This is a genomic window from Poseidonocella sp. HB161398 (genome assembly GCF_005870025.1).
Lineage (GTDB): Bacteria > Pseudomonadota > Alphaproteobacteria > Rhodobacterales > Rhodobacteraceae > Mangrovicoccus.
This window is the reverse complement of sequence record NZ_VATA01000012.1, coordinates 68,428-85,882: the sequence shown is the minus strand read 5'-3', so window position 1 is coordinate 85,882 and position 17,455 is coordinate 68,428. Positions and strand designations below refer to the sequence as shown.

The following is a 17,455-nucleotide window of genomic DNA, read 5'->3' as shown; positions in this document are numbered from 1 at the left end:
GGTCCGGCTCAGGCGATCTTCAGGAGCGTGAAGGCTCCGTCCTTGACCTGCTCGTAGCGGAACTGGCAGTCGAGGATGTCGCCCTCTTCGGTGAAGTCGCAGGGCCCCGAGGCGCCGTCGTAGTTCACCGCCTCGCCCGCGGCGATCGCCTCGAGCCCCTCGAGCGCGGTATGGACCGGCTTGCCGTCGCCCTGCGAGACCGTGCGGAAGCTGTCGCGGATCGCGCTGCCCGAGGCGTCCCCGGCCGCGGCGATCGCCATCAGAACCATGTTCACCTGGTCGAAGATCTGCGTCGTGTAGGGGTCCGGCGCGGCGATGCCCGTCAGCTCGGTCAGCGCCTTGTAGGCGGCGCTGCCTTCGGCCGGGCTGGGCGCGATCGTGTAGATCCCCTCGACCACCTCGGCGGGCAGCGCGTCGACGAGCTTCTGGTTCACCGAATAGGCGAAGGCCAGCATCTTGCCCTCGTAGCCCGCGCGGTAGATGTCCTTCAAGAGGACGGTCGTGTCGGGCATGTAGCCGCCGAGGACGACGACATCGGGCTCGAAGGCCATCAGCTCGTCGACCTCCGAGCGGTAGGTGGGCTTCTTGTCGTCGTAGATCAGCTTCGCGGTGGAGCCGCCCGCGGCCTCGACCACCTTGGTGATCTCGGAGAACTGGCTGTCGGCGAAGGGCGTCTGCGGCGACATGAAGAAGACCTTGCCCGCGCCGAGCTCGACCGTGAATTCGCCGAACTTCCTGCCCTGCAGGATCGTGTTCGGCTGGGTGCGGACGATATAGCCCTCATGCGGCAGCAGCGTGATGCTGTCGGCGCCCGAGACGGTGGTCAGCATCGTGCCGCTTTCCCAGCACAAGGGCGCGACGGCGGTCGTCACCGAGGAGGCCCAGGTGCCCATGATCGCCGAGACGCCGTCGACATCGATCAGCTTGCGCGCGGCGCGGACCCCGGCCTCGGGGTTGGTCTGGTCGTCCTCGGAGATCACCTCGACCTGGCGGCCGAGCACGCCGCCCGCGGCGTTGACGCCCGCGACCACGGCCTTGACCGTGTCGGCCATCACCGGGCCGTAGGGGCCGCCGGCGCCGGTCAGGGGCGTCAGCGTGCCGATCTTGATCGGGCCCTCCTGCGCAAGGGCGCGCAGCGGCAGGGCGAAGCTGCCGGCGAGGATCGCGGAAGATGCCAGGAACTGGCGGCGGGTCGTCTGCGTCATGGTCTTTCCCTCTGTTGCCGCGCCGGGTCTCTGCCCAGTCGCTTGATGTCCATTGCCTTCAGCCGCCCAGGAAGAGCCGCCGGATCTCGGGATCGGCGGCCAGCGCGGGGCCCTCGCCCTCGGCGGCATTCGTCCCCGAGACCAGCACGTAGCCGCGGCTGGAGACCTCGAGCGCCTCCAGCGCATGCTGCTCGACCATCAGGATCGGCAGGCCGAGATCGCGCAGCCCCAGCACCACCTCGAAGAGCTCCTCGGTCGCCTTGGGCGAGAGCCCGGCGGTCGGCTCGTCGAGGAGCAGCATCTTCGGCTCGGTCAGCAGCGCCATCGCCATGGCGAGGATCTGGCGCTGCCCGCCCGAGAGCGTCCGCGCCAGCGCCCGGCGCTTGTCGGCCAGCACCGGATAGCGGTCATAGATCGACGCGCGCCGCGCCGCCATCTCGACGGGCCGGGCGTAGCAGGCCAGCTCCAGGTTCTCGGCGACGCTGAGCGTGCCGAAGACGTTCTTCTCCTGCATGACGAAGGCGAAGCCCGCGCGGGCCCGCTCCACCGCGCTCTGGCGGGTGACGTCGCGGCCCTCGAGCAGGACCTGCCCCTCGCGCGCGGGCACGAGGCCCGAGACGACCTTCAGCAGCGTCGATTTCCCCGCGCCGTTCGGCCCGACCAGCGTCACCAGCTCGCCCGCGCCGACCTCGACCGAGACGCCCTTCAGGATCTGCTCGGCGCTGGCATAGCCCGCGACCAGCCCCGCGACCTCAAGCATCGTGGCGCACCCCCAGATAGGCTTCCTGCACGCGGGCGTCGGCGACCACCTCGGCGAAGCTGCCCTCGGTCATCTTGCGGCCCTCGGCCAGCACGATCACCGGATCGCAGAGCCGCGCCACCATCGACATGTCATGCTCGATCAGGCAGATCGTGATCCCCTCGGCATTGAGCGCCACCAGATGCTCGGCGATCTCCGCCGAGAGCGTCGGGTTCACCCCGGCCATCGGCTCGTCGAAGAGGATCATCCGGGGCTTCGCCATCAGCGCGCGGCCGATCTCGACCAGCTTCTTCTGCCCGCCGGACAGCGCCGAGACCGGATTGTCGATCACGTGGTCGAGCCGCAGCCGCCGCGCCACGGACAGCGCGGCCTCGGCCAGCTCCGCCTCGTGGCGCCGCCCGGCCTCGCCGTTCAGGAGGCTCTGCCAGAAGCCCTCGCCCGGATGGTCCTGGCCGTAGAGCATCAGGTGCTGGAAGACGCTGAGCCGGGGGAAGCCGCGCGCCAGCTGGAAGCTGCGCACCAGGCCCATCCGGACGCGGTCCCGCGCGGGCAGCCGGGTGATGTCCTGCCCGGCGAAGGTCACGCGGCCCGCCTCCGGCAGGAAGACGCCCGAGATGGCGTTGATCGCGGTGGACTTGCCCGCGCCGTTCGGGCCGATCAGCCCGGTGATCGCGCCTTCTCGCAGCGCGAAGCTGGCGCCGGTCAGCACCGGCACGCCGAAGAAGCCATGGCGCAGATCCGCCACCTCGAGCAGCGCGGTCATGGCGCCTCTCCGGGACGGTGGTGCATCAGGAAGGGCAGCTGCGCCTTCCACTCCTTCAGCATCTCCGCATAGTAGTCGGGATCGTCGCGCAGGATGGTCTGGGCGATCATGCCGCGGAAAAGGCACATGGTCATGTTCAGGAGCATCTTGGCGCGCTTGGCCTCGATCCCCTCCTTCTCGGCCAGAACCGCCCAGATCGCGTCGAGCCCGCCATGGAACTCCTGCACCACCGGCACCAGATGGGCATGCAGCGCCTTGTTGTGCCGCGCCTCGGGCAGGTATTCGAGCGTCACGTAGAACAGCCCGTCCGCCATCGTCTCCCAGAGATAGTCGACGATCTGGTCGGCGCTGCCCTCGCGCTCGGCCAGGGCGCGGGCGAAGCCGTGGAGCCGCTCGTTCACCTGGCGCAGATGGTTGCCGATCGCGCGCGAGATCAGCTCGTGGCGCGAGGCGAAATGGTGGGTCAGCGCGCCGCGCGACACGCCCGCCGCCTCGGCGATCCGCGGCGTGGTCAGGCGGTGGAGCCCCTCTTCGAGCATCAGCTCCATCGTCGCCTTGTAGAGCGCCTGGACCGTGTCCTCGCTGCGCTGCGCCTGGGTGCGCGCTTGCCGCGCGCGCGCCGGCGCGCCGTCCTCTCTGGCCATCTTCCCCCTCCTTGTGCCGATCGGCGGCCGCCCCCGCGCCGCCGGATGCCGCGCCAGGGCGGCGGTTCCAGGGCCGCGCGCCACGGGCGCCCTCCCCCTGCCGCGCTCCCCGGCGGCGGCGGCCGCGGTCCGGCTCATGTCCGGAACCTCTGGCGGGTGGCGATCCCCGCCGCGACGGTCAGGGCCAGCGTCGAGGCCATCAGGATGAAGGCCACCGCGGCCGAGAAGGGCCAGTTGTTCAGCTGGAACTGGTCGTAGATCAGCGGCGCCATCATGTGGAATTCGGGACCGCCGAGCAGCACCGGCGTGGCATAGGCGTTCATCGCCAGGATGAAAGTCAGGATCGTGCCCGCCGCCACCCCCGGCAGCGCCATCGGCCAGAGCACGCGGCGGAACATCGTCGCCGGGCTGGCGCCCATCGAGAAGGCCGCTTCCTCGAGATTGCGCGAGATGCCCTCGATCACGCTCTGCAGCGTCAGCACCATGTAGGGCAGGTTCACCGCGATGATGCCGAGGATCACGGCGAGCTCGGAATACATGATCTCGGTCGGGCCCTGGGTGATCCCCAGCCGCTCCAGCGAGACGCTGAGGAAGCCGCGGCTGCCCAGGAGCGTCATCCAGCCCGCCGCGCGCACCGCGTTGCCGACGAAAAGCGGCACGACCACGCCGATGATCATCAGGTTCTTGAAGCGCGACTGCGTGCGGGCAAGCACATAGGCCAGCGGGAAGCCCGCCACGATGCAGACCGCCGTGCACAGCACCGAGATGCGGATCGTCGTCCAGAAGGCGGCCAGGTAGAACGGGTCGGTGAAGAACTGCACGTAGTTCTCGGGCGAGACCGCCGCGATCATGAACTCGTAGGGATCGTACTTGTTCACCGAGTACCTGGCGAGCAGCGCGAGCGGCCCCAGCACGCCGAGCGCGACCACCGCCGTGGCCGGCCCGACAAGCGCGGCGGCGGTCAGCCCGGTACGGGCGGGGGCGGAGGAGGCGGTATCGGTCATGGCGGGTCCGGGTCTCTGGGGCAGGTCGTCCGCCGCCGTCCGGGTGCTGGTCCCGGGCGGCGGCAGGGGCCGGAGGGTCAGGCTGCGAAGCTCTTGTCCCACCAGCCTTTCATGTCGGCGTCATTTTCCAGGATGAAGCCGTAATCGGGGCTGTTGAGGTTCTCGACCTCCTCGGGGGTGAAGCCGATCTTGGCGGTCAGCTCGGGCGCGACCTCGGCATCCGAGACGGTGGGGTTGTAGCCCATGTCGATGGCGAAGTTCTCCTGCGCCGCGGGCTGCAGCATGGCGTCGAGATAGGCATAGGCGCCTTCGACATTGGGCGAGTTCTTCGGAATGACGAAGCCCGACTCGTAGGGGATCGCGCCTTCGGAGGGGGTCGCGCCGAGGACGCTGATCCCGGCCTTCTGCCATTGCACGGTGCGCGCCTTCCACATCAGGCCGACATCGATCTCGCCGTTGGCGAGCCCCTGCGCGAAGGCCTCGTTGGTCGGGTAGATGCGCGCGCCGGCCTTGCGCGCGGCCAGCAGCAGCTCCTTGCCCATCTCGACATCGGTGACGGTGCCGCCCGCGGCGAGGCCCGCGGCGATCATCGTGTACTGGTACTGGATGTCGATGAAGCCGAGCTTGGCGCCATTCGCCGGGTCGAGCACCGCGGCGAAGCTCGCGGGCGCCTCGCGGGTGTCGGGATTGTAGACGCCGACCATGCCCGAATAGATGTGGCCGATGCCGTAATTGTGCTTGAAGGCGGGCAGCACGTCATCGCCGTTGGCGAGCTTCGAATAGTCGATCTCCTGGGTGATGCCCTGCTCGAAGAGCTGGTACATCGAGGTGCCGTTGACCGCCTGGATGTCGGTCGAGCCGCGCGGCAGGCGGCGCTCGGCCGCCATCTTGGCGCGGCGCTCGGGATCGCCGGCCTGGTCCTGGATGACCTCCCAGCCCGCGGAGACCAGGAAGGGCTCCTCGATATTCTTGTTGAGGAGGCGCGCGTAGTCGCCGCCCCAGGTGCCGACGACGACGCGGCCCCCGGCGGCGCGCGCCAGCCGCGGCGCGGAGAGCATCGCGGCGCCTGCAGCGGCCGAGGCGAGAAGCCCGCGGCGGCTGATCGTGGCTTTCGTGTTCTTCATGTCCTTCTCCATCTGTCGGTGTCCTGTGGGGACGTGGCCGTCCTCTGGCGGGACGGTTTTTCGGGCCGGGGCTCAGTGGCCCCGCGCATGGGGATCGGAAGCGGGGAAGACCGCGGGGCTGCCGAGGCTGAGATAGACGCGGTCGCCCGTCGCCGGCAGCGTGCCGCCGCCCTGGTTGGTGACCTGCGCGACGACGACATCGGAGGGGCTCAGCCGCACATGCAGGTCGATCAGCCCGCCCATGTAGGAGACGAGCTCCACCGTGCCGGGAAAGACATTCGTCCCCTCCGCGGGCGGCTCGGCCGAGACGGCGATGCGTTCGGGGCGCAGCGCGGCGGTGACCTTGCCGTGGACCGGCTTCGGCGTTTCGAGGGCGAGCCCGCCCTGGGTGACGAGGCGGCCGTCGCGCAGCTCGCCCTCGAGGAAGCTCGACCGGCCGACGAAGCCCGCGACGAAGCGGCTGGCCGGGGTCTCGTAGAGCTCCCTCTGGGTGCCGACCTGGCGGACCTGGCCCTCGCTCATCACGACCAGCCGGTCGGACATGGTCAGCGCCTCTTCCTGGTCATGGGTGACCATCACGGCGGTGATGCCCAGCCGCTGCTGCAGCGCGCGGATCTCGATCCGGACCTCCTGGCGCAGCTTGGCGTCGAGATTGGACAGGGGCTCGTCGAGGAGCAGCACATCGGGGCGGAAGACCAGCGCGCGGGCCAGCGCGACCCGCTGCTGCTGCCCGCCCGACATCTGCCGCGGATAGCGGTCGGCGAGATGACCGAGCTGCACCAGATCGAGCGCGCCCTTCACCTTCTCGGCGGTCTCCGCCTTCGACAGCTTGCGCATCTCCAGCCCGAAGGCGACGTTCTCGGCCACCGTCATGTGCGGGAAAAGCGCGTAGTTCTGGAAGACGAGCCCGGTATTCCGTTTCCAGGGCGGCAGGCGGGTGACATCCGTGCCGCCGATCGAGATGCTGCCCGCGGTCGGCTCGACGAAGCCCGCCACCATCCTCAGCGTGGTGGTCTTGCCGCAGCCCGAGGGGCCGAGGAGCACGAGGAACTCGCCCTCGGGCACGTCGAGGCTCACGTCGCGGGCGGCATGGAAGTCGCCATAGCGCTTGGTGAGGGCGTTGAGTTCCAGTCTGGCCATTACACTACCCGGCTGATCTTGACGAAACGGTCGGTGACAAGGAGCGCCACGGCGATGACGGCGATCTGCATGACCGAGACTGCGGCGACCGACGGGTCGATCCGCCATTCCAGGTACTGCAGGATCGCGATCGGCAGGGTCGTCTGCCCCGGCGCGACGAGGAAGAGGCTGACCTCGAGATTGCCGAAGGACGACACGAAGCCGAAGAGGCAGCCCGCGACGATGCCCGGAAGGATCGAGGGCACGGTCACGCGGCGGAAGGTGGTCAGCCGGTCGGCGCCCAGGTTCTGCGCGGCCTCCTCCAGCGTGCGGTCGAAGCCCGCCAGGCTCGCCAGGATCAGCCGCACCGTCCACGGGATCACCAAGAGCACATGGCCGAAGACGATGCCCCAGAAGCTGCCGATGATCGGCAGGCCGGTGGCGATCTCGGTCTCGACCTGGAAGACATAGAGCGCGAAGCCCAGCACGATCCCCGGGACGATCAGCGGCATCAGGAGCAGGTTCGAGATCGCGCCGCCGAGGAAGAGCTTGTAGCGGTTCAGCGCCAGCGCCGCGGGCAGCGCGACGACGAGCCCGATCAGCGTGGCGATCACCCCGACCTGGGTGGAAGTCCAGAAGGCCGACAGGAAGCGGTCATTGGCGATCCCCGCCCCGTACCAGCGCAGCGAATAGCCCTCCGGCGGGTAGGAGGGGATCTCCTGGGCATAGACCGACAGCCAGGTGACGAAGATCAGCGGGATCAGGATGTAGAGGAAGGCCAGCCCGGCCGCGCCGTTCAGTGCCCAGCGGCCCAGCCGGCGGCGGTCGGGAAGGACGCTCATGCCGCCTGGCCCAGCCGGTTGGAGACGAAGGCGCCGCCCTTCATGATGACGGGCATGTGCCGCCCCTGCCCTTCAAGCAGCGTGACGTCGCGCGTCGGGTCGCCATCGACGAGGATCAGGTCGGCAAAGGCGCCCTCCGCCACGGTGCCCAGAAGCCCCGGACGGCGGATCACCTCGGCGGCGATGGTGGTGGCGGCGCGGATCACCTCGATCGGCGACTGCACCTCGGCTCGGATGGAGAATTCGCGGCTCTGGTCCTCGTTCAGCGCGCCGAGGAGATCCGAGCCATAGGCGACCTTGACGCCCGCTTCCCTGCAGATCTCCAGCGAACGGTAGCCGCCCTCGAGCACCATGTCGTTCTTCTCCAGCATGACGGCGGGCATGCCGAAATCCGCCGCGCGCTCCTTCATCGCGACATAGGCGACGAGGTTGGCCACCAGATAGGCGCCGTTCTCGGCCATCAGCTTCGCGGCAGCCGCGTCGATCAGGTTGCCATGCTCGATGGTGCGCACGCCCGCGGTGACGGCGCGGGTGATCGCCTCGGCCGAATAGGCATGGGCCAGCACGTAGCGGCCGAAATTCTCGGCCTCCTCGACCGCGGCCTCCATCTCTTCCATGGTGAATTGCAGGCTGTCGAGCGGGTCGTTGGGCGAGGCCACCCCGCCCGAGGCCATGATCTTGATATGGTCGGCGCCCTGGCGCATCTGCTCGCGCACGGTCTTGCGGACGCCGTCCTCGCCATCGGCCACGACCCTGAGGAAGGCCATGCCGTTGCAGCAGGGGCAGGCATAGCCCGGATTGGTCCGCGCCCGGCCGTCGCTATGGCCGCCCGTCGGGCCGATGGAGCGCCCGGCAATGAAGAGCCGCGGCCCCTCGATCAGTCCCAGCTCCACCGCCTGCTTCATGCCCCAGTCGGTGCCGCCGGTGTCGCGGACGGTGGTGAAGCCGCGATGGAGCATCTCCTTCAGCCGCCGCGCGCCGCGGGCAGCGGCCAGCGTCATCGGGATGTCCTCGAGCTTGCGGGTATAGACCTCGGAATGCATCGAATGGACATGGCAGTCGATCAGCCCGGGCATCAGCACGCGCCCGCCGCAATCGACCACCTGCGCCCCGGCCAGCGTCACCGGCACGTCGGAGACCTCGCGGATGCGCTCGCCCTCGACGACGACCTCGTAGCCCTCGCGCGGCGCATCGAAGGACGGGTCGAGAAGCTTGAGGTTGCGGAACAGGATCGGCGTGGTCATGGGCGGGCTCCCGAGGGGCGGGTCATTGCAGGCGGTTCCGGACGAGATGGCCGTTCTGCAGGATCAGCGGGATATGCTCCCCCTGCCCCGCAAGCAGCGAGATATCGGCAAGCGGATCGCCGTCGACGAGGATCATGTCGGCGAGCGCGCCGGGCGCGATGCAGCCCAGCTCGCCCTCCTTCTTCAGCAGCCTCGCGCCGATCGTCGTGGCCGAGCGGATGATGTCGATCGCGGGCAGCACCTCGCGGCGGATGGTGAATTCGCGCGACTGCGCCCCGCGCAGCTGGCCCAGCAGGTCGCTGCCGAAGGCGACCGGAACGCCCGCGGCCTTGCAGATCTCCAGCGAGCGCAGCCCGCCCTCGATCACCACGTCGTTCTTCTCCAGCATGCCGGCATCCATGCCGAACTCGGCCGCGCGGTCCTTCATGGTGAAATAGGCCACCAGGTTCGCCACCATGAACATGCCCTTGGCGGCCATGGCGGCGGCGGCCTCCTCGTTGATCAGGTTGCCGTGCTCGATGCAGCGCACGCCGCCTTCGGCCGCGCGCAGGATCGCCTCGGGCGAATAGGCATGGGCGCAGACATAGCGGCCGAAGGCCTCGGCCTCGGCAACCGCGGCGCGCACCTCGCCCATGGAGAATTGCAGGCTGTCGAGCGGGTCATAGGGCGAGGCCACGCCGCCCGACATCATGATCTTGATATGGTCGCAGCCCTGGCGCATCTCCTCGCGGACGGCCTTGCGGACCTCGTCCGCCCCGTCGGCCAGGCAGAGCGTGAAGGCCAGCGCGTCGCAGCAGGCGCATCTGATGGCGCTGTCCGTGCGCCGCCGCCCGTCGCTATGCCCGCCCGTCGGGCCGATGGCGCGGCCCGCCACGAAAAGCCGCGGCCCCTCGATCAGACCGTCCTCGACGCCCTGGCGCAGCCCCCAGTCGGCGCCGCCCGTGTCGCGCACGGTGGTGAAGCCGCGGCCCAGCATCGCCTTCATCTCGGCCATGGCATGCGCTGTCATCAGCGTCAGCGGCTGGGTCTCCAGCCGCGGCAGGAAGACCTCGTTCAGCACGACATGGACATGGCTGTCGATCAGCCCCGGCATCAGCGTGCGTCCGCCGCAATCGATCACGTCGGCCCCGGATGCGGCAACCGGCCGGTCCGAGACCTCGCGGATGCGGGTGCCCTCCACCAGGATCTCGATCCCCTCGCTGAGCCCGTCCTGCTCGGGGTCGAGCAGCCGCAGATTGCGGAAGAGTTTCTGGCCCTGGCCGGGTCGCATGGCCGTCTCCTTGGCTGGCCCGCAAGCGGGCAAATGTCTGCCGTGCCTGCAGAATTCACGGCAGGGGACCCGGATGGCACCGGGCGGGAAGAAAGGTCGGGGGCGCAGCGGGTCCCGCATTGCGGGGCCCCTGCCGGGCGGAAGCCGCGCCGTCGCGGCGCTGGCCTTCCCCGAGCAAACAAACCCGCCCCCCGGCTTGTCAAACGCCGCGTCGGGAAAATCCGCGATTTCCCCGATTAACCGGAAATTAACAAACAGGCGTGTTTGTTTTCGGCGAAAAATTGTGCATCCGGGGCGCGTTTTCCGGCCGGCGGCCGCTTCCGGCGCGCCGGGGAGTCGCCAGGCCGGGCCGCATCTGCGCCAATGGCGGGGACACGCCCCCTACCGGAACGCGAAGGCCCGCCATGACCGACCCCCTCGACACGCCCCTGCCCGCCGTCATCCTCACCGGCTTCCTCGGCGCAGGGAAGACGACGCTGCTCGCCCGCCTGCTGCGCGCCCCCGAGAGCCCGCGCATGGCGGTGCTGGTCAATGACTTCGGCGAGATCAACCTCGATGCCGAGCTGGTGACGGAGATCGCCGGCGAGGACGTGCTGGCGCTGCAGAACGGCTGCATCTGCTGCACCATCCAGGACGACCTGGTCGGCGCGATCGAGACCGTCCTGGCGCAGGAGCCCCGGCCCGAGCGGCTGGTGATCGAGGCCAGCGGCGTGTCGCGCCCGCTGCAGATCGCCGCCGTCTTCGAGGATCCGCGGCTGGAGGGGCGGGTGGCGCTCGACGCGGTGCTCTGCCTGGTCGATTGCGGCAGCTTCGCCGATCTCGACGCCGCCTCGACCGATCTGGCGATGGACCAGGTGGCGGGCAGCGATCTGGCGATCCTCAACAAGTGCGACCAGGCGGAGCCCGCCGCCATCGACCGGATCGAGGCGCAGCTACGCGCCCAGCAGCCGCGGCTCCACAGCCTGCGCACCACCCGGGCGGAGATCCCGCTCGACCTGCTGACCGGGCTGGCGCCCGCGCGCGACGGCCTGCCTGCGGCGGATCACGCCTGCGGCCCGGATTGCGGCCATGGCCATCACCACCATCACCACGACCACGCGGCGGAATTCGCCTCCTGGTCCTGGCAGGGCAACGCGGACATGGACCCGGCGCAGCTGCGCAAGGCGATCCGGGCGCTGCCGCAGGGGCTGCTGCGCGGCAAGGGCGTGTTCCGCGGCACAGGCGGCCAGCGGCTGGTCTTCGACCTCGTCGGCAAGCGGCGCGAGCTGCGGACGGAGCCGGGACCGCTGCCCGCGCGCTCGTCCATCGTGCTTCTGGCCCGCAGCGGCGTGATCGAGCCCGCGGCGCTGGAAGCGCTGCTCGAGGCCGGCCGCGCTGTCCCTCCGGGCTGAGCACGGGCCCGCTCCGGGCGCCTCCAATAAAATGTCTTTCGATTTATAAAAAGATCGTACATTATAAGATCGAGTCCCGCCGGGGGAGACATTCCGGGGGCCGATGGAGGAGATAGACATGCAGATCAACCGGATCTGGGCTGCGGCTGCACTGGCCGCGGCAACAGGAGGCGCGTGCCTGGCGCAGGACCGCGACGTCACCGTGGTGCTGAGCGAAGAAGTCGACGTGATGGAGCCCTGCATGGTGGGGCGGCAGAATATCAGCCGCATCATCTCGCAGAACATCACCGAGCGGCTGACCGAATACGACTACCGCAATGGCGGCCTGCTGCCGCGGCTGGCGACCAGCTGGGAGCAGCTCGACGAAGACACCTGGCGCTTCCACCTGCGCGACGGCGTGGCCTTCCATGACGGCGGCGCCTTCACCGCCGATGACGTGATCTTCTCGATCGAGCGCAACAAGAACCCGGACCTGCCCTGCGAGGTCGGCGCCAAGTTCTTCGGCGGCATCGATTTCAGCTTCGAGACGCCCGATCCGCTGACGCTGGACATCACCACCTCGCCGCCCTCGCCGATCCTGCCGCTCCTGATGGCGGTGATGCCGGTCCAGAGCAAGGCGGCCACGCCCGCCGGCGAATTCACCCGCGCGCCGGTCGGGACCGGGCCCTATGTCTTCGACAGCTGGGATGTCGGCCGCGAGATCACCCTGGCGCGCAATCCCGACTACTGGGGCGAGACGCCCGAGGTCGAGGCCGCGCATTACGTCTTCCGCGCCGATTCCGCCGTGGCCGCGGCCATGGTCGCCAGCGGCGAGGCCGATATCGTGCCCTCGATCGCGATCCAGGACGCCACCGATCCCGCGACCGACTTCTCCTATCCCAATTCCGAGACCACGCGGCTGAGGATCAACACGCTGGAGCCGCCGCTCGACGACCGCCGGGTGCGCGAGGCGCTGAACCTCGCCATCGACCGAGAGGCGATGGTCGGCACGCTCTTCTCCGAGGATGTCCAGATCGCCACCCAGCTCGTGGTGCCGACGACGATGGGCTACAACAAGGACATCAAGCCCTTCCCCTACGATCCCGACCGGGCGCGCGCGCTGCTGGCGGAGGCCAAGGCCGACGGCGTGCCGGTCGACGCGCCGATCACCCTGATCGGCCGGGTCAACCAGTTCGCCAATGCCACCGAGGCGATGGAGGCGATCTCGGCGATGCTGCGCGAGGTCGGCTTCACCATCAATCTGCAGATGCAGGACGTCTCGGTCTGGAACACCTATTTCGTCCGCCCCTTCCCCGATGACGACGGCCCCACCCTGACCCAGGCGCAGCATGACAACGCGATGGGCGACCCGGTCTTCACCGCCTATGTGAAATACCATTCCCAGGGCGCGCATTCGATGGTCGACAGCCCCGAGCTCGACGCCGCGATCGAGACCGCCACCGCCGCCTCGGGCGACGAGCGCGCGGCGCTCTGGCAGAAGGTCTTCGCCATCGTCAACGAGGACATCATCGCCGACATGCCGCTTTTCCACATGGTCGGCTACACCCGCGTCTCGCCCCGGCTCGACTTCACGCCGACCATCGCCACCAACCTGGAGCTGCAGCTCTCGCAGATCGGCTTCAAGGACTGACCCCGTCCCTGTCCCTCCGGCCTCCCGGCACGCCCGGGAGGCCGGCTTTTTCCCGTTTTCCCGAACCGACCCGGATCCTGCCCATGCCCCTTGTTCCCAAGCCCCTCCTCGAAGCCCATGCCGCCAGCCTGCTCGAAGCCGCCGGGATGGCGCCCGGCAAGGCCGCCGCGACCGCCGAAGTGCTGGTCGAGGGCGACATGATCGGCCATGAGACCCATGGCGTCGGCCTCATCCCCTGGTACGTCACCGCGCTGGCCGAGGGCAGCATGAACGGCACCGGCGACCATGCGGTGGTCAGCGACCATGGCGGCAGCTTTGTCTGGGACGGCGCCTCCCTGCCCGGCGCCTGGCTGGTCAGCCAGGCCCTCGCCGAGGCCTGCCGCCGCGCGCCCGAGCATGGCACTGTCACCGTCTCGATCCGCAATTCGCACCATACCTGCGCGCTGGCCGCCTATCTGCGCAAGGCGACCGAACAGGGGCTGATCGTGCGGCTGAGCTCGTCCAACCCGGGCGCACGGCGGATGGCGCCCTTCGGCGGCACCGAGGCGCTGCTGACGCCGAACCCGACCGCCATCGGCTTCCCGACCGACGGCGACCCGATCCTGATCGACATCTCCTGCTCGATCACCACCGTCACCATGTCCCAGACCCTCGCCGCCGAGGGCCGGCGCTATCCCGAGGCCTGGGCGCAGACCGCCGACGGCCAGCCCAGCGACGATCCGAAGGACTTCACCGAGCGCGGCGGCACGCTGCTGCCGCTGGGCGGCACGCTGAAGGGCTACAAGGGCTTCGCCATGGCCATCGCCGAGGAGCTGCTCAGCCAGGGGCTTTCGGGCAAGGGCCGCTCGAACACGCAGCTCGGCGAATTCGCCCAGAATGTCTTCCTGCAGGTGATCGACCCCGAGGCCTTCGCCGGGCGCGCGGCCTTCCTCGAGCAGTCGAGCTTCCTTGCCGAGGCCTGCCGCGCCAATCCCGTCCCAGAGGGCCAGGCGCCGGTCCGGATGCCCGGCGACCGCGCCGCGGCCAAGAGGCGGGCGGCGCTGGAGAAGGGCGTCGAGGTCTCGGAGCCGCGCCTGGCCGCGCTGCGCGCGCTGGCGGCGAAATTCGGGCTGGCGCCGATCGACTGCCCGGCCTGAGCCGGAGGGGCCGCGCTCAGAGCGCGGCGCCGATCTCCGCGGCATGGGCGGCCAGCTCCGCGCTGCCGCGGGCGCGCGGCCGCGGCAGGTCGATCTGCCGGTCGAGCGCGATCCCCGCCGGGCGCCCCGAGAGCACGATCACCCGGTCGGCAAGGAAGGCCGCCTCGGCAATGTCATGAGTGACGAACAGAACCGCCTTGCCGCTTTCGCCCCAGATGCGCAGCACCTCGTCCTGCAGGCTCTCGCGGGTCAGCGCATCGACCGCCGAGAAGGGCTCGTCCATCAGCAGGATGTCCGGATTGACCGCCAGCGCCCGGGCAATGCCGCCGCGCTGGACCTGCCCGCCCGACAGCTGGTGGGGATAGCGGTCGGCCATCGCCTCGAGCCCGGTTAGCCGCAGAACCTCGTCGATCCGCCGGTCGCGCTCGGCCGCGGCGACCTTCAGCCCCTCGAGCCCGTAGGCGACATTCGCCCGGAGCGTCCGCCAGGGCATCAACCGCCCGTCCTGGAAGACGATGGAGCGGCGGCGGCGGTCCTTCGCCTCGGGCGTCGTGACGGCGACGCTGCCCCGCTCGGGCGCGACCAGCCCGCCGACGACCCGCAGGAGCGTCGACTTGCCCACGCCCGAGCCGCCGACGATGGCGACGAACTCGCCCGCGCGCACGCTCAGGTCGAACCCCTCGAGCACCGGGCGCGGCGCGTCCGGATAGCCGATGGTGATGCCCCGCGCCTCGATCACCGGGGCGGCGTTCAGCTGGGTCGCCATGCCAGAAGCCTCTTCTCGATCCGTCCGAATATCCCGTCGCTCAGCGTGTAGACCGCCGAGATCGCCAGCATGTAGACCACCACCGCCTCGTAGGCGCCAACGCCCGCCGCCGCGTTCATCTCCTGCCCCATGCCCGGCACGCCGAGCAGCTCCGCCGCGATCAGCGTCATCCAGGCCTGGCCGACCCCGGTGCGCAGCCCCGCCAGCATCCCCGGCGCCGCGGCCGGCAGCGTGACCGAGCGGTGGAGCCGCAGATAGCCGTCCTGGCCGAAGGCACGGGCCAGCTCGCGGAAGCGCGGATCGACATTCTTCACCGCCGCATAGGTGGCGAAGTAGTTCACCCAGAAGACGCCGATGGCGATCACGAAGGCTGCGCCCGCATGGCTGACCTTGAACCAGGCGATGGCGAAGACCACCCAGGCCAGCGGCGGGATCGGCCGCAGGATGCGCGCGAGCCAGGATTGCAGCCCCTCGAAGACCGCATTCGTCGCCGCGGCAAAGCCCACCGCCACGCCGAAGAGGCTGCCGAGGCCGAGCCCCCAGACGTAATGGACGAGGCTGGAGCCGATCGCGGGCAGGAGCCGCCCCGAGCCGAGCTCGTCCTCGAAGGCCGCCGGGATCGCCAGCGGATCGGGCAGCGTGCCGGGCGGCGCCCAGCCGAAGCTCTGCGCCGCCTTCCAGACAGCCAGGAACAGGACGAGCCCGCCGAAGCCAAGCAGCGCGGGACGCGCGCGGGACAGGGTCATGGCGGCTCAGTTCCCGGCGGCGTCGCCGTAGAGGCCGAGATCGAAGAGCGCGTCCAGATCGACCGCCTGCTTCAGCGTGCCCTGGGCCTCCTGGAAATCGTGCATCGCCTTCGTGCCCGCGGTGATCCGGTTCGGATCGGCGACGAAGCCGTCATGCGACCGCTCGATCGCCGCCTGGACGATTGCCGGGTCGAGCCGCCCGCCGCCGACATATTTCGCCACCGCCTCGGTTGCGGTCGCGGGATCGTCGCGCAGCAGCTCCGTCGCGCGGACATGCGCCGCGACCAGCCGGACGATCGCCTCGCGGTGATCTGCAATGGCGCCCTCGCGCACCGCCAGGACCGCGCCGGGCTGGTCGGGGAAAAGCGCGCCGCCGGCCGCGACGACCCTGGCCTCGGGATTGCGCGCCAGCACCGAGCTGACCACCGGCTCGAGGATCGCCGCGCCGTCGACCGCCCCGGTCAGCAGCGCCTGCTGCACCTGCGCCGTGCCCTGGTAGACGATCTCCAGATCGGCCGGATCGACGCCGAGCCCGTTCTGCAGCCAGTATTGCAGCACCGTCTCCGGCACGGAGCCGGTCGGGAAGGTGGCGATCACCGGCTTGCGCCCCTCCGCCTCGGCGAAGCGGGCGAAGGCCGTGGCCGGGTCGCTGTCGAAATAGGGGGCCAGATCGCCGAGCGCGACGACCGAGATCTGCTCAACGATATTCGAGGCCACGACCTTGATGTCGGCGCCCTTGCCGCGGGCGACCATCGCCGGGCCGATGCCGAAATAGGCGATGTCGAGCTGGCCTGCCAGAAGCGCCTGCACCATCGCCGGGCCGTTCTGGAACTGCACCAGCTCCGGATCGATCCCGGCCTCGTCCACCCAGCCCTCTTCCAGCGCGACGAAGAGCTGCGCATCGGGCAGGATCGGCATGTAGCCGATTTCGAGCTGCACCTTGTCCTCGGCCATGGCGGCGCCCGCAAGCCCGAGCGCGACGAGGCCCGGCAGGATGGCGGCTTTGATCTGACTCATCTGTGATCTCCCCGGAGCTTTGCTCCCATCTGGTCGAATTTCCCCCATCTGGGAAGGGGCGCCGGGAAAATGAGGAGGAGTTTCCCCGAACAGGCGACATGGCAGAACAAACGTCCCGCGTAGCCGGGTCGAACAGCGTCAGGAGCGCGGCGCGCGCGGCAGCTTCCAGCCGAAGCGCTCGCTGGCGACGCGCAGCGCGAAGGTCAGGAGGACCGCGCCCGAGACCGAGGGAACCTGCGGCAGTCCCGCCCAGTGGCAGGCGGCATAGACCGCCGCCCCGGCCAGTGCCGCGGCGGCATAGACATCCTCGCGCAGGACCCGCGGGATCTCCGCCGACATGATGTCGCGCAGCGCACCGCCGCCGACCCCGGTCATCACCCCCAGCAGCACCGCCGCCAGCGGGTCGAGCCCGTGCTCCAGCGCCTTGTGGCAGCCCGAGACCGCGAAAACGCCGAGCCCCGCCGCATCGAGCAGCATCACCGGACGCTTCAGCGCCTCGAGCCGGGAGCCGAGGAAGAAGGCGGCGAGCCCCGCGGAACAGGCCACCAGCAGCAGCCGCGTGTCGCGCAGCGACTCCGGCGGCAGGTCGCCCAGCAGGATGTCGCGCATCGTGCCTCCGGCCACGCCGACCGCAGCGGCCAGCACGAGGATGCCGAACAGGTCCAGCTCCTTGCGGATCGCCACCGTGGCGCCGCTGAGCCCGAAGGCGAATGTGCCCAGGATATCGAGCATCCCGAACAGGGGAATGTCGCCCATCGTCTCCTGCCCCGCTCCGTCCAGCGTCCCTCGGGCCC

17 protein-coding genes are annotated in these 17,455 nt (G+C 69.8%); 3 read left to right on the top strand and 14 right to left on the bottom strand.

Annotated elements, in window-relative coordinates:
* Positions 1-8 precede the first annotated feature (8 nt).
* From FGX59_RS11760 to FGX59_RS11715, 10 genes are all read right to left on the bottom strand, one after another.
* A complete protein-coding gene (locus tag FGX59_RS11760; protein WP_138466723.1) occupies positions 9-1,205 on the bottom strand; it encodes an ABC transporter substrate-binding protein in 1,197 nt (398 codons plus the stop codon).
* 58 nt (positions 1,206-1,263) lie between these two features.
* Complete coding sequence (locus tag FGX59_RS11755) at positions 1,264-1,965, bottom strand: ABC transporter ATP-binding protein (RefSeq protein WP_138466722.1); 702 nt, start codon at positions 1,963-1,965, stop codon at positions 1,264-1,266.
* Positions 1,958-2,728 (bottom strand): ABC transporter ATP-binding protein, encoded by a 771-nt coding sequence (locus FGX59_RS11750; RefSeq protein WP_138466721.1) that lies wholly within the window; start codon positions 2,726-2,728, stop codon positions 1,958-1,960. The genes FGX59_RS11755 and FGX59_RS11750 overlap by 8 nt, the downstream gene beginning before the upstream one ends.
* On the bottom strand, positions 2,725-3,372 hold the full coding sequence (locus FGX59_RS11745) for a TetR/AcrR family transcriptional regulator (RefSeq protein ID WP_138466720.1): 648 nt from the start codon (positions 3,370-3,372) through the stop codon (positions 2,725-2,727). Before FGX59_RS11745 ends, FGX59_RS11750 begins: the two co-directional genes overlap by 4 nt.
* A gap of 134 nt (positions 3,373-3,506) precedes the next feature.
* On the bottom strand, positions 3,507-4,376 hold the full coding sequence (locus FGX59_RS11740; RefSeq protein WP_138466719.1) for an ABC transporter permease: 870 nt from the start codon (positions 4,374-4,376) through the stop codon (positions 3,507-3,509).
* Between the two features lie 77 nt (positions 4,377-4,453).
* Positions 4,454-5,500 (bottom strand): extracellular solute-binding protein, encoded by a 1,047-nt coding sequence (locus FGX59_RS11735; protein ID WP_171060614.1) that lies wholly within the window; start codon positions 5,498-5,500, stop codon positions 4,454-4,456.
* A gap of 72 nt (positions 5,501-5,572) precedes the next feature.
* Entirely contained in the window at positions 5,573-6,640 is a 1,068-nt protein-coding gene (locus FGX59_RS11730) for an ABC transporter ATP-binding protein (RefSeq protein ID WP_138466717.1), read from the bottom strand.
* Positions 6,640-7,461: an ABC transporter permease gene (locus FGX59_RS11725; RefSeq protein WP_138466716.1), complete on the bottom strand. Its 822-nt coding sequence runs from the start codon at positions 7,459-7,461 to the stop codon at positions 6,640-6,642. Before FGX59_RS11725 ends, FGX59_RS11730 begins: the two co-directional genes overlap by 1 nt.
* Entirely contained in the window at positions 7,458-8,705 is a 1,248-nt protein-coding gene (locus FGX59_RS11720) for an amidohydrolase family protein (RefSeq protein WP_138466715.1), read from the bottom strand. The genes FGX59_RS11725 and FGX59_RS11720 overlap by 4 nt, the downstream gene beginning before the upstream one ends.
* A gap of 22 nt (positions 8,706-8,727) precedes the next feature.
* The gene (locus FGX59_RS11715) at positions 8,728-9,975 is read right to left on the bottom strand and encodes an amidohydrolase family protein (RefSeq protein WP_138466714.1); all 1,248 of its coding nucleotides are present in this window, start codon (positions 9,973-9,975) and stop codon (positions 8,728-8,730) included.
* Positions 9,976-10,379: 404 nt separating this feature from the next.
* Here FGX59_RS11715 and FGX59_RS11710 point away from each other — a divergent pair, with 404 nt between their 5' ends.
* From FGX59_RS11710 to FGX59_RS11700, 3 genes are all read left to right on the top strand, one after another.
* Positions 10,380-11,366 carry a GTP-binding protein gene (locus FGX59_RS11710; protein ID WP_138466713.1) on the top strand — a complete coding sequence of 329 codons (987 nt, stop codon included), beginning with the start codon at positions 10,380-10,382 and terminating at the stop codon, positions 11,364-11,366.
* A gap of 118 nt (positions 11,367-11,484) precedes the next feature.
* Positions 11,485-12,996 (top strand): ABC transporter substrate-binding protein, encoded by a 1,512-nt coding sequence (locus FGX59_RS11705; RefSeq protein ID WP_138466712.1) that lies wholly within the window; start codon positions 11,485-11,487, stop codon positions 12,994-12,996.
* 83 nt (positions 12,997-13,079) lie between these two features.
* Positions 13,080-14,132 (top strand): Ldh family oxidoreductase, encoded by a 1,053-nt coding sequence (locus tag FGX59_RS11700; RefSeq protein WP_138466711.1) that lies wholly within the window; start codon positions 13,080-13,082, stop codon positions 14,130-14,132.
* A gap of 16 nt (positions 14,133-14,148) precedes the next feature.
* Here the strand turns inward: FGX59_RS11700 and FGX59_RS11695 are convergent, their stop codons facing one another.
* The 4 genes from FGX59_RS11695 to FGX59_RS11680 all read right to left on the bottom strand — a co-directional run bounded on the left by FGX59_RS11695 (position 14,149) and on the right by FGX59_RS11680 (position 17,417).
* Positions 14,149-14,898: an ABC transporter ATP-binding protein gene (locus FGX59_RS11695; protein WP_138466710.1), complete on the bottom strand. Its 750-nt coding sequence runs from the start codon at positions 14,896-14,898 to the stop codon at positions 14,149-14,151.
* Positions 14,883-15,644 carry an ABC transporter permease gene (locus tag FGX59_RS11690; RefSeq protein WP_138466709.1) on the bottom strand — a complete coding sequence of 254 codons (762 nt, stop codon included), beginning with the start codon at positions 15,642-15,644 and terminating at the stop codon, positions 14,883-14,885. The genes FGX59_RS11695 and FGX59_RS11690 overlap by 16 nt, the downstream gene beginning before the upstream one ends.
* A gap of 6 nt (positions 15,645-15,650) precedes the next feature.
* Positions 15,651-16,661 carry an ABC transporter substrate-binding protein gene (locus FGX59_RS11685; RefSeq protein WP_138466708.1) on the bottom strand — a complete coding sequence of 337 codons (1,011 nt, stop codon included), beginning with the start codon at positions 16,659-16,661 and terminating at the stop codon, positions 15,651-15,653.
* A 138-nt stretch (positions 16,662-16,799) separates the two neighbouring features.
* Positions 16,800-17,417 carry a trimeric intracellular cation channel family protein gene (locus tag FGX59_RS11680; protein WP_138466707.1) on the bottom strand — a complete coding sequence of 206 codons (618 nt, stop codon included), beginning with the start codon at positions 17,415-17,417 and terminating at the stop codon, positions 16,800-16,802.
* Between the last annotated feature and the right edge of the window lie 38 nt (positions 17,418-17,455).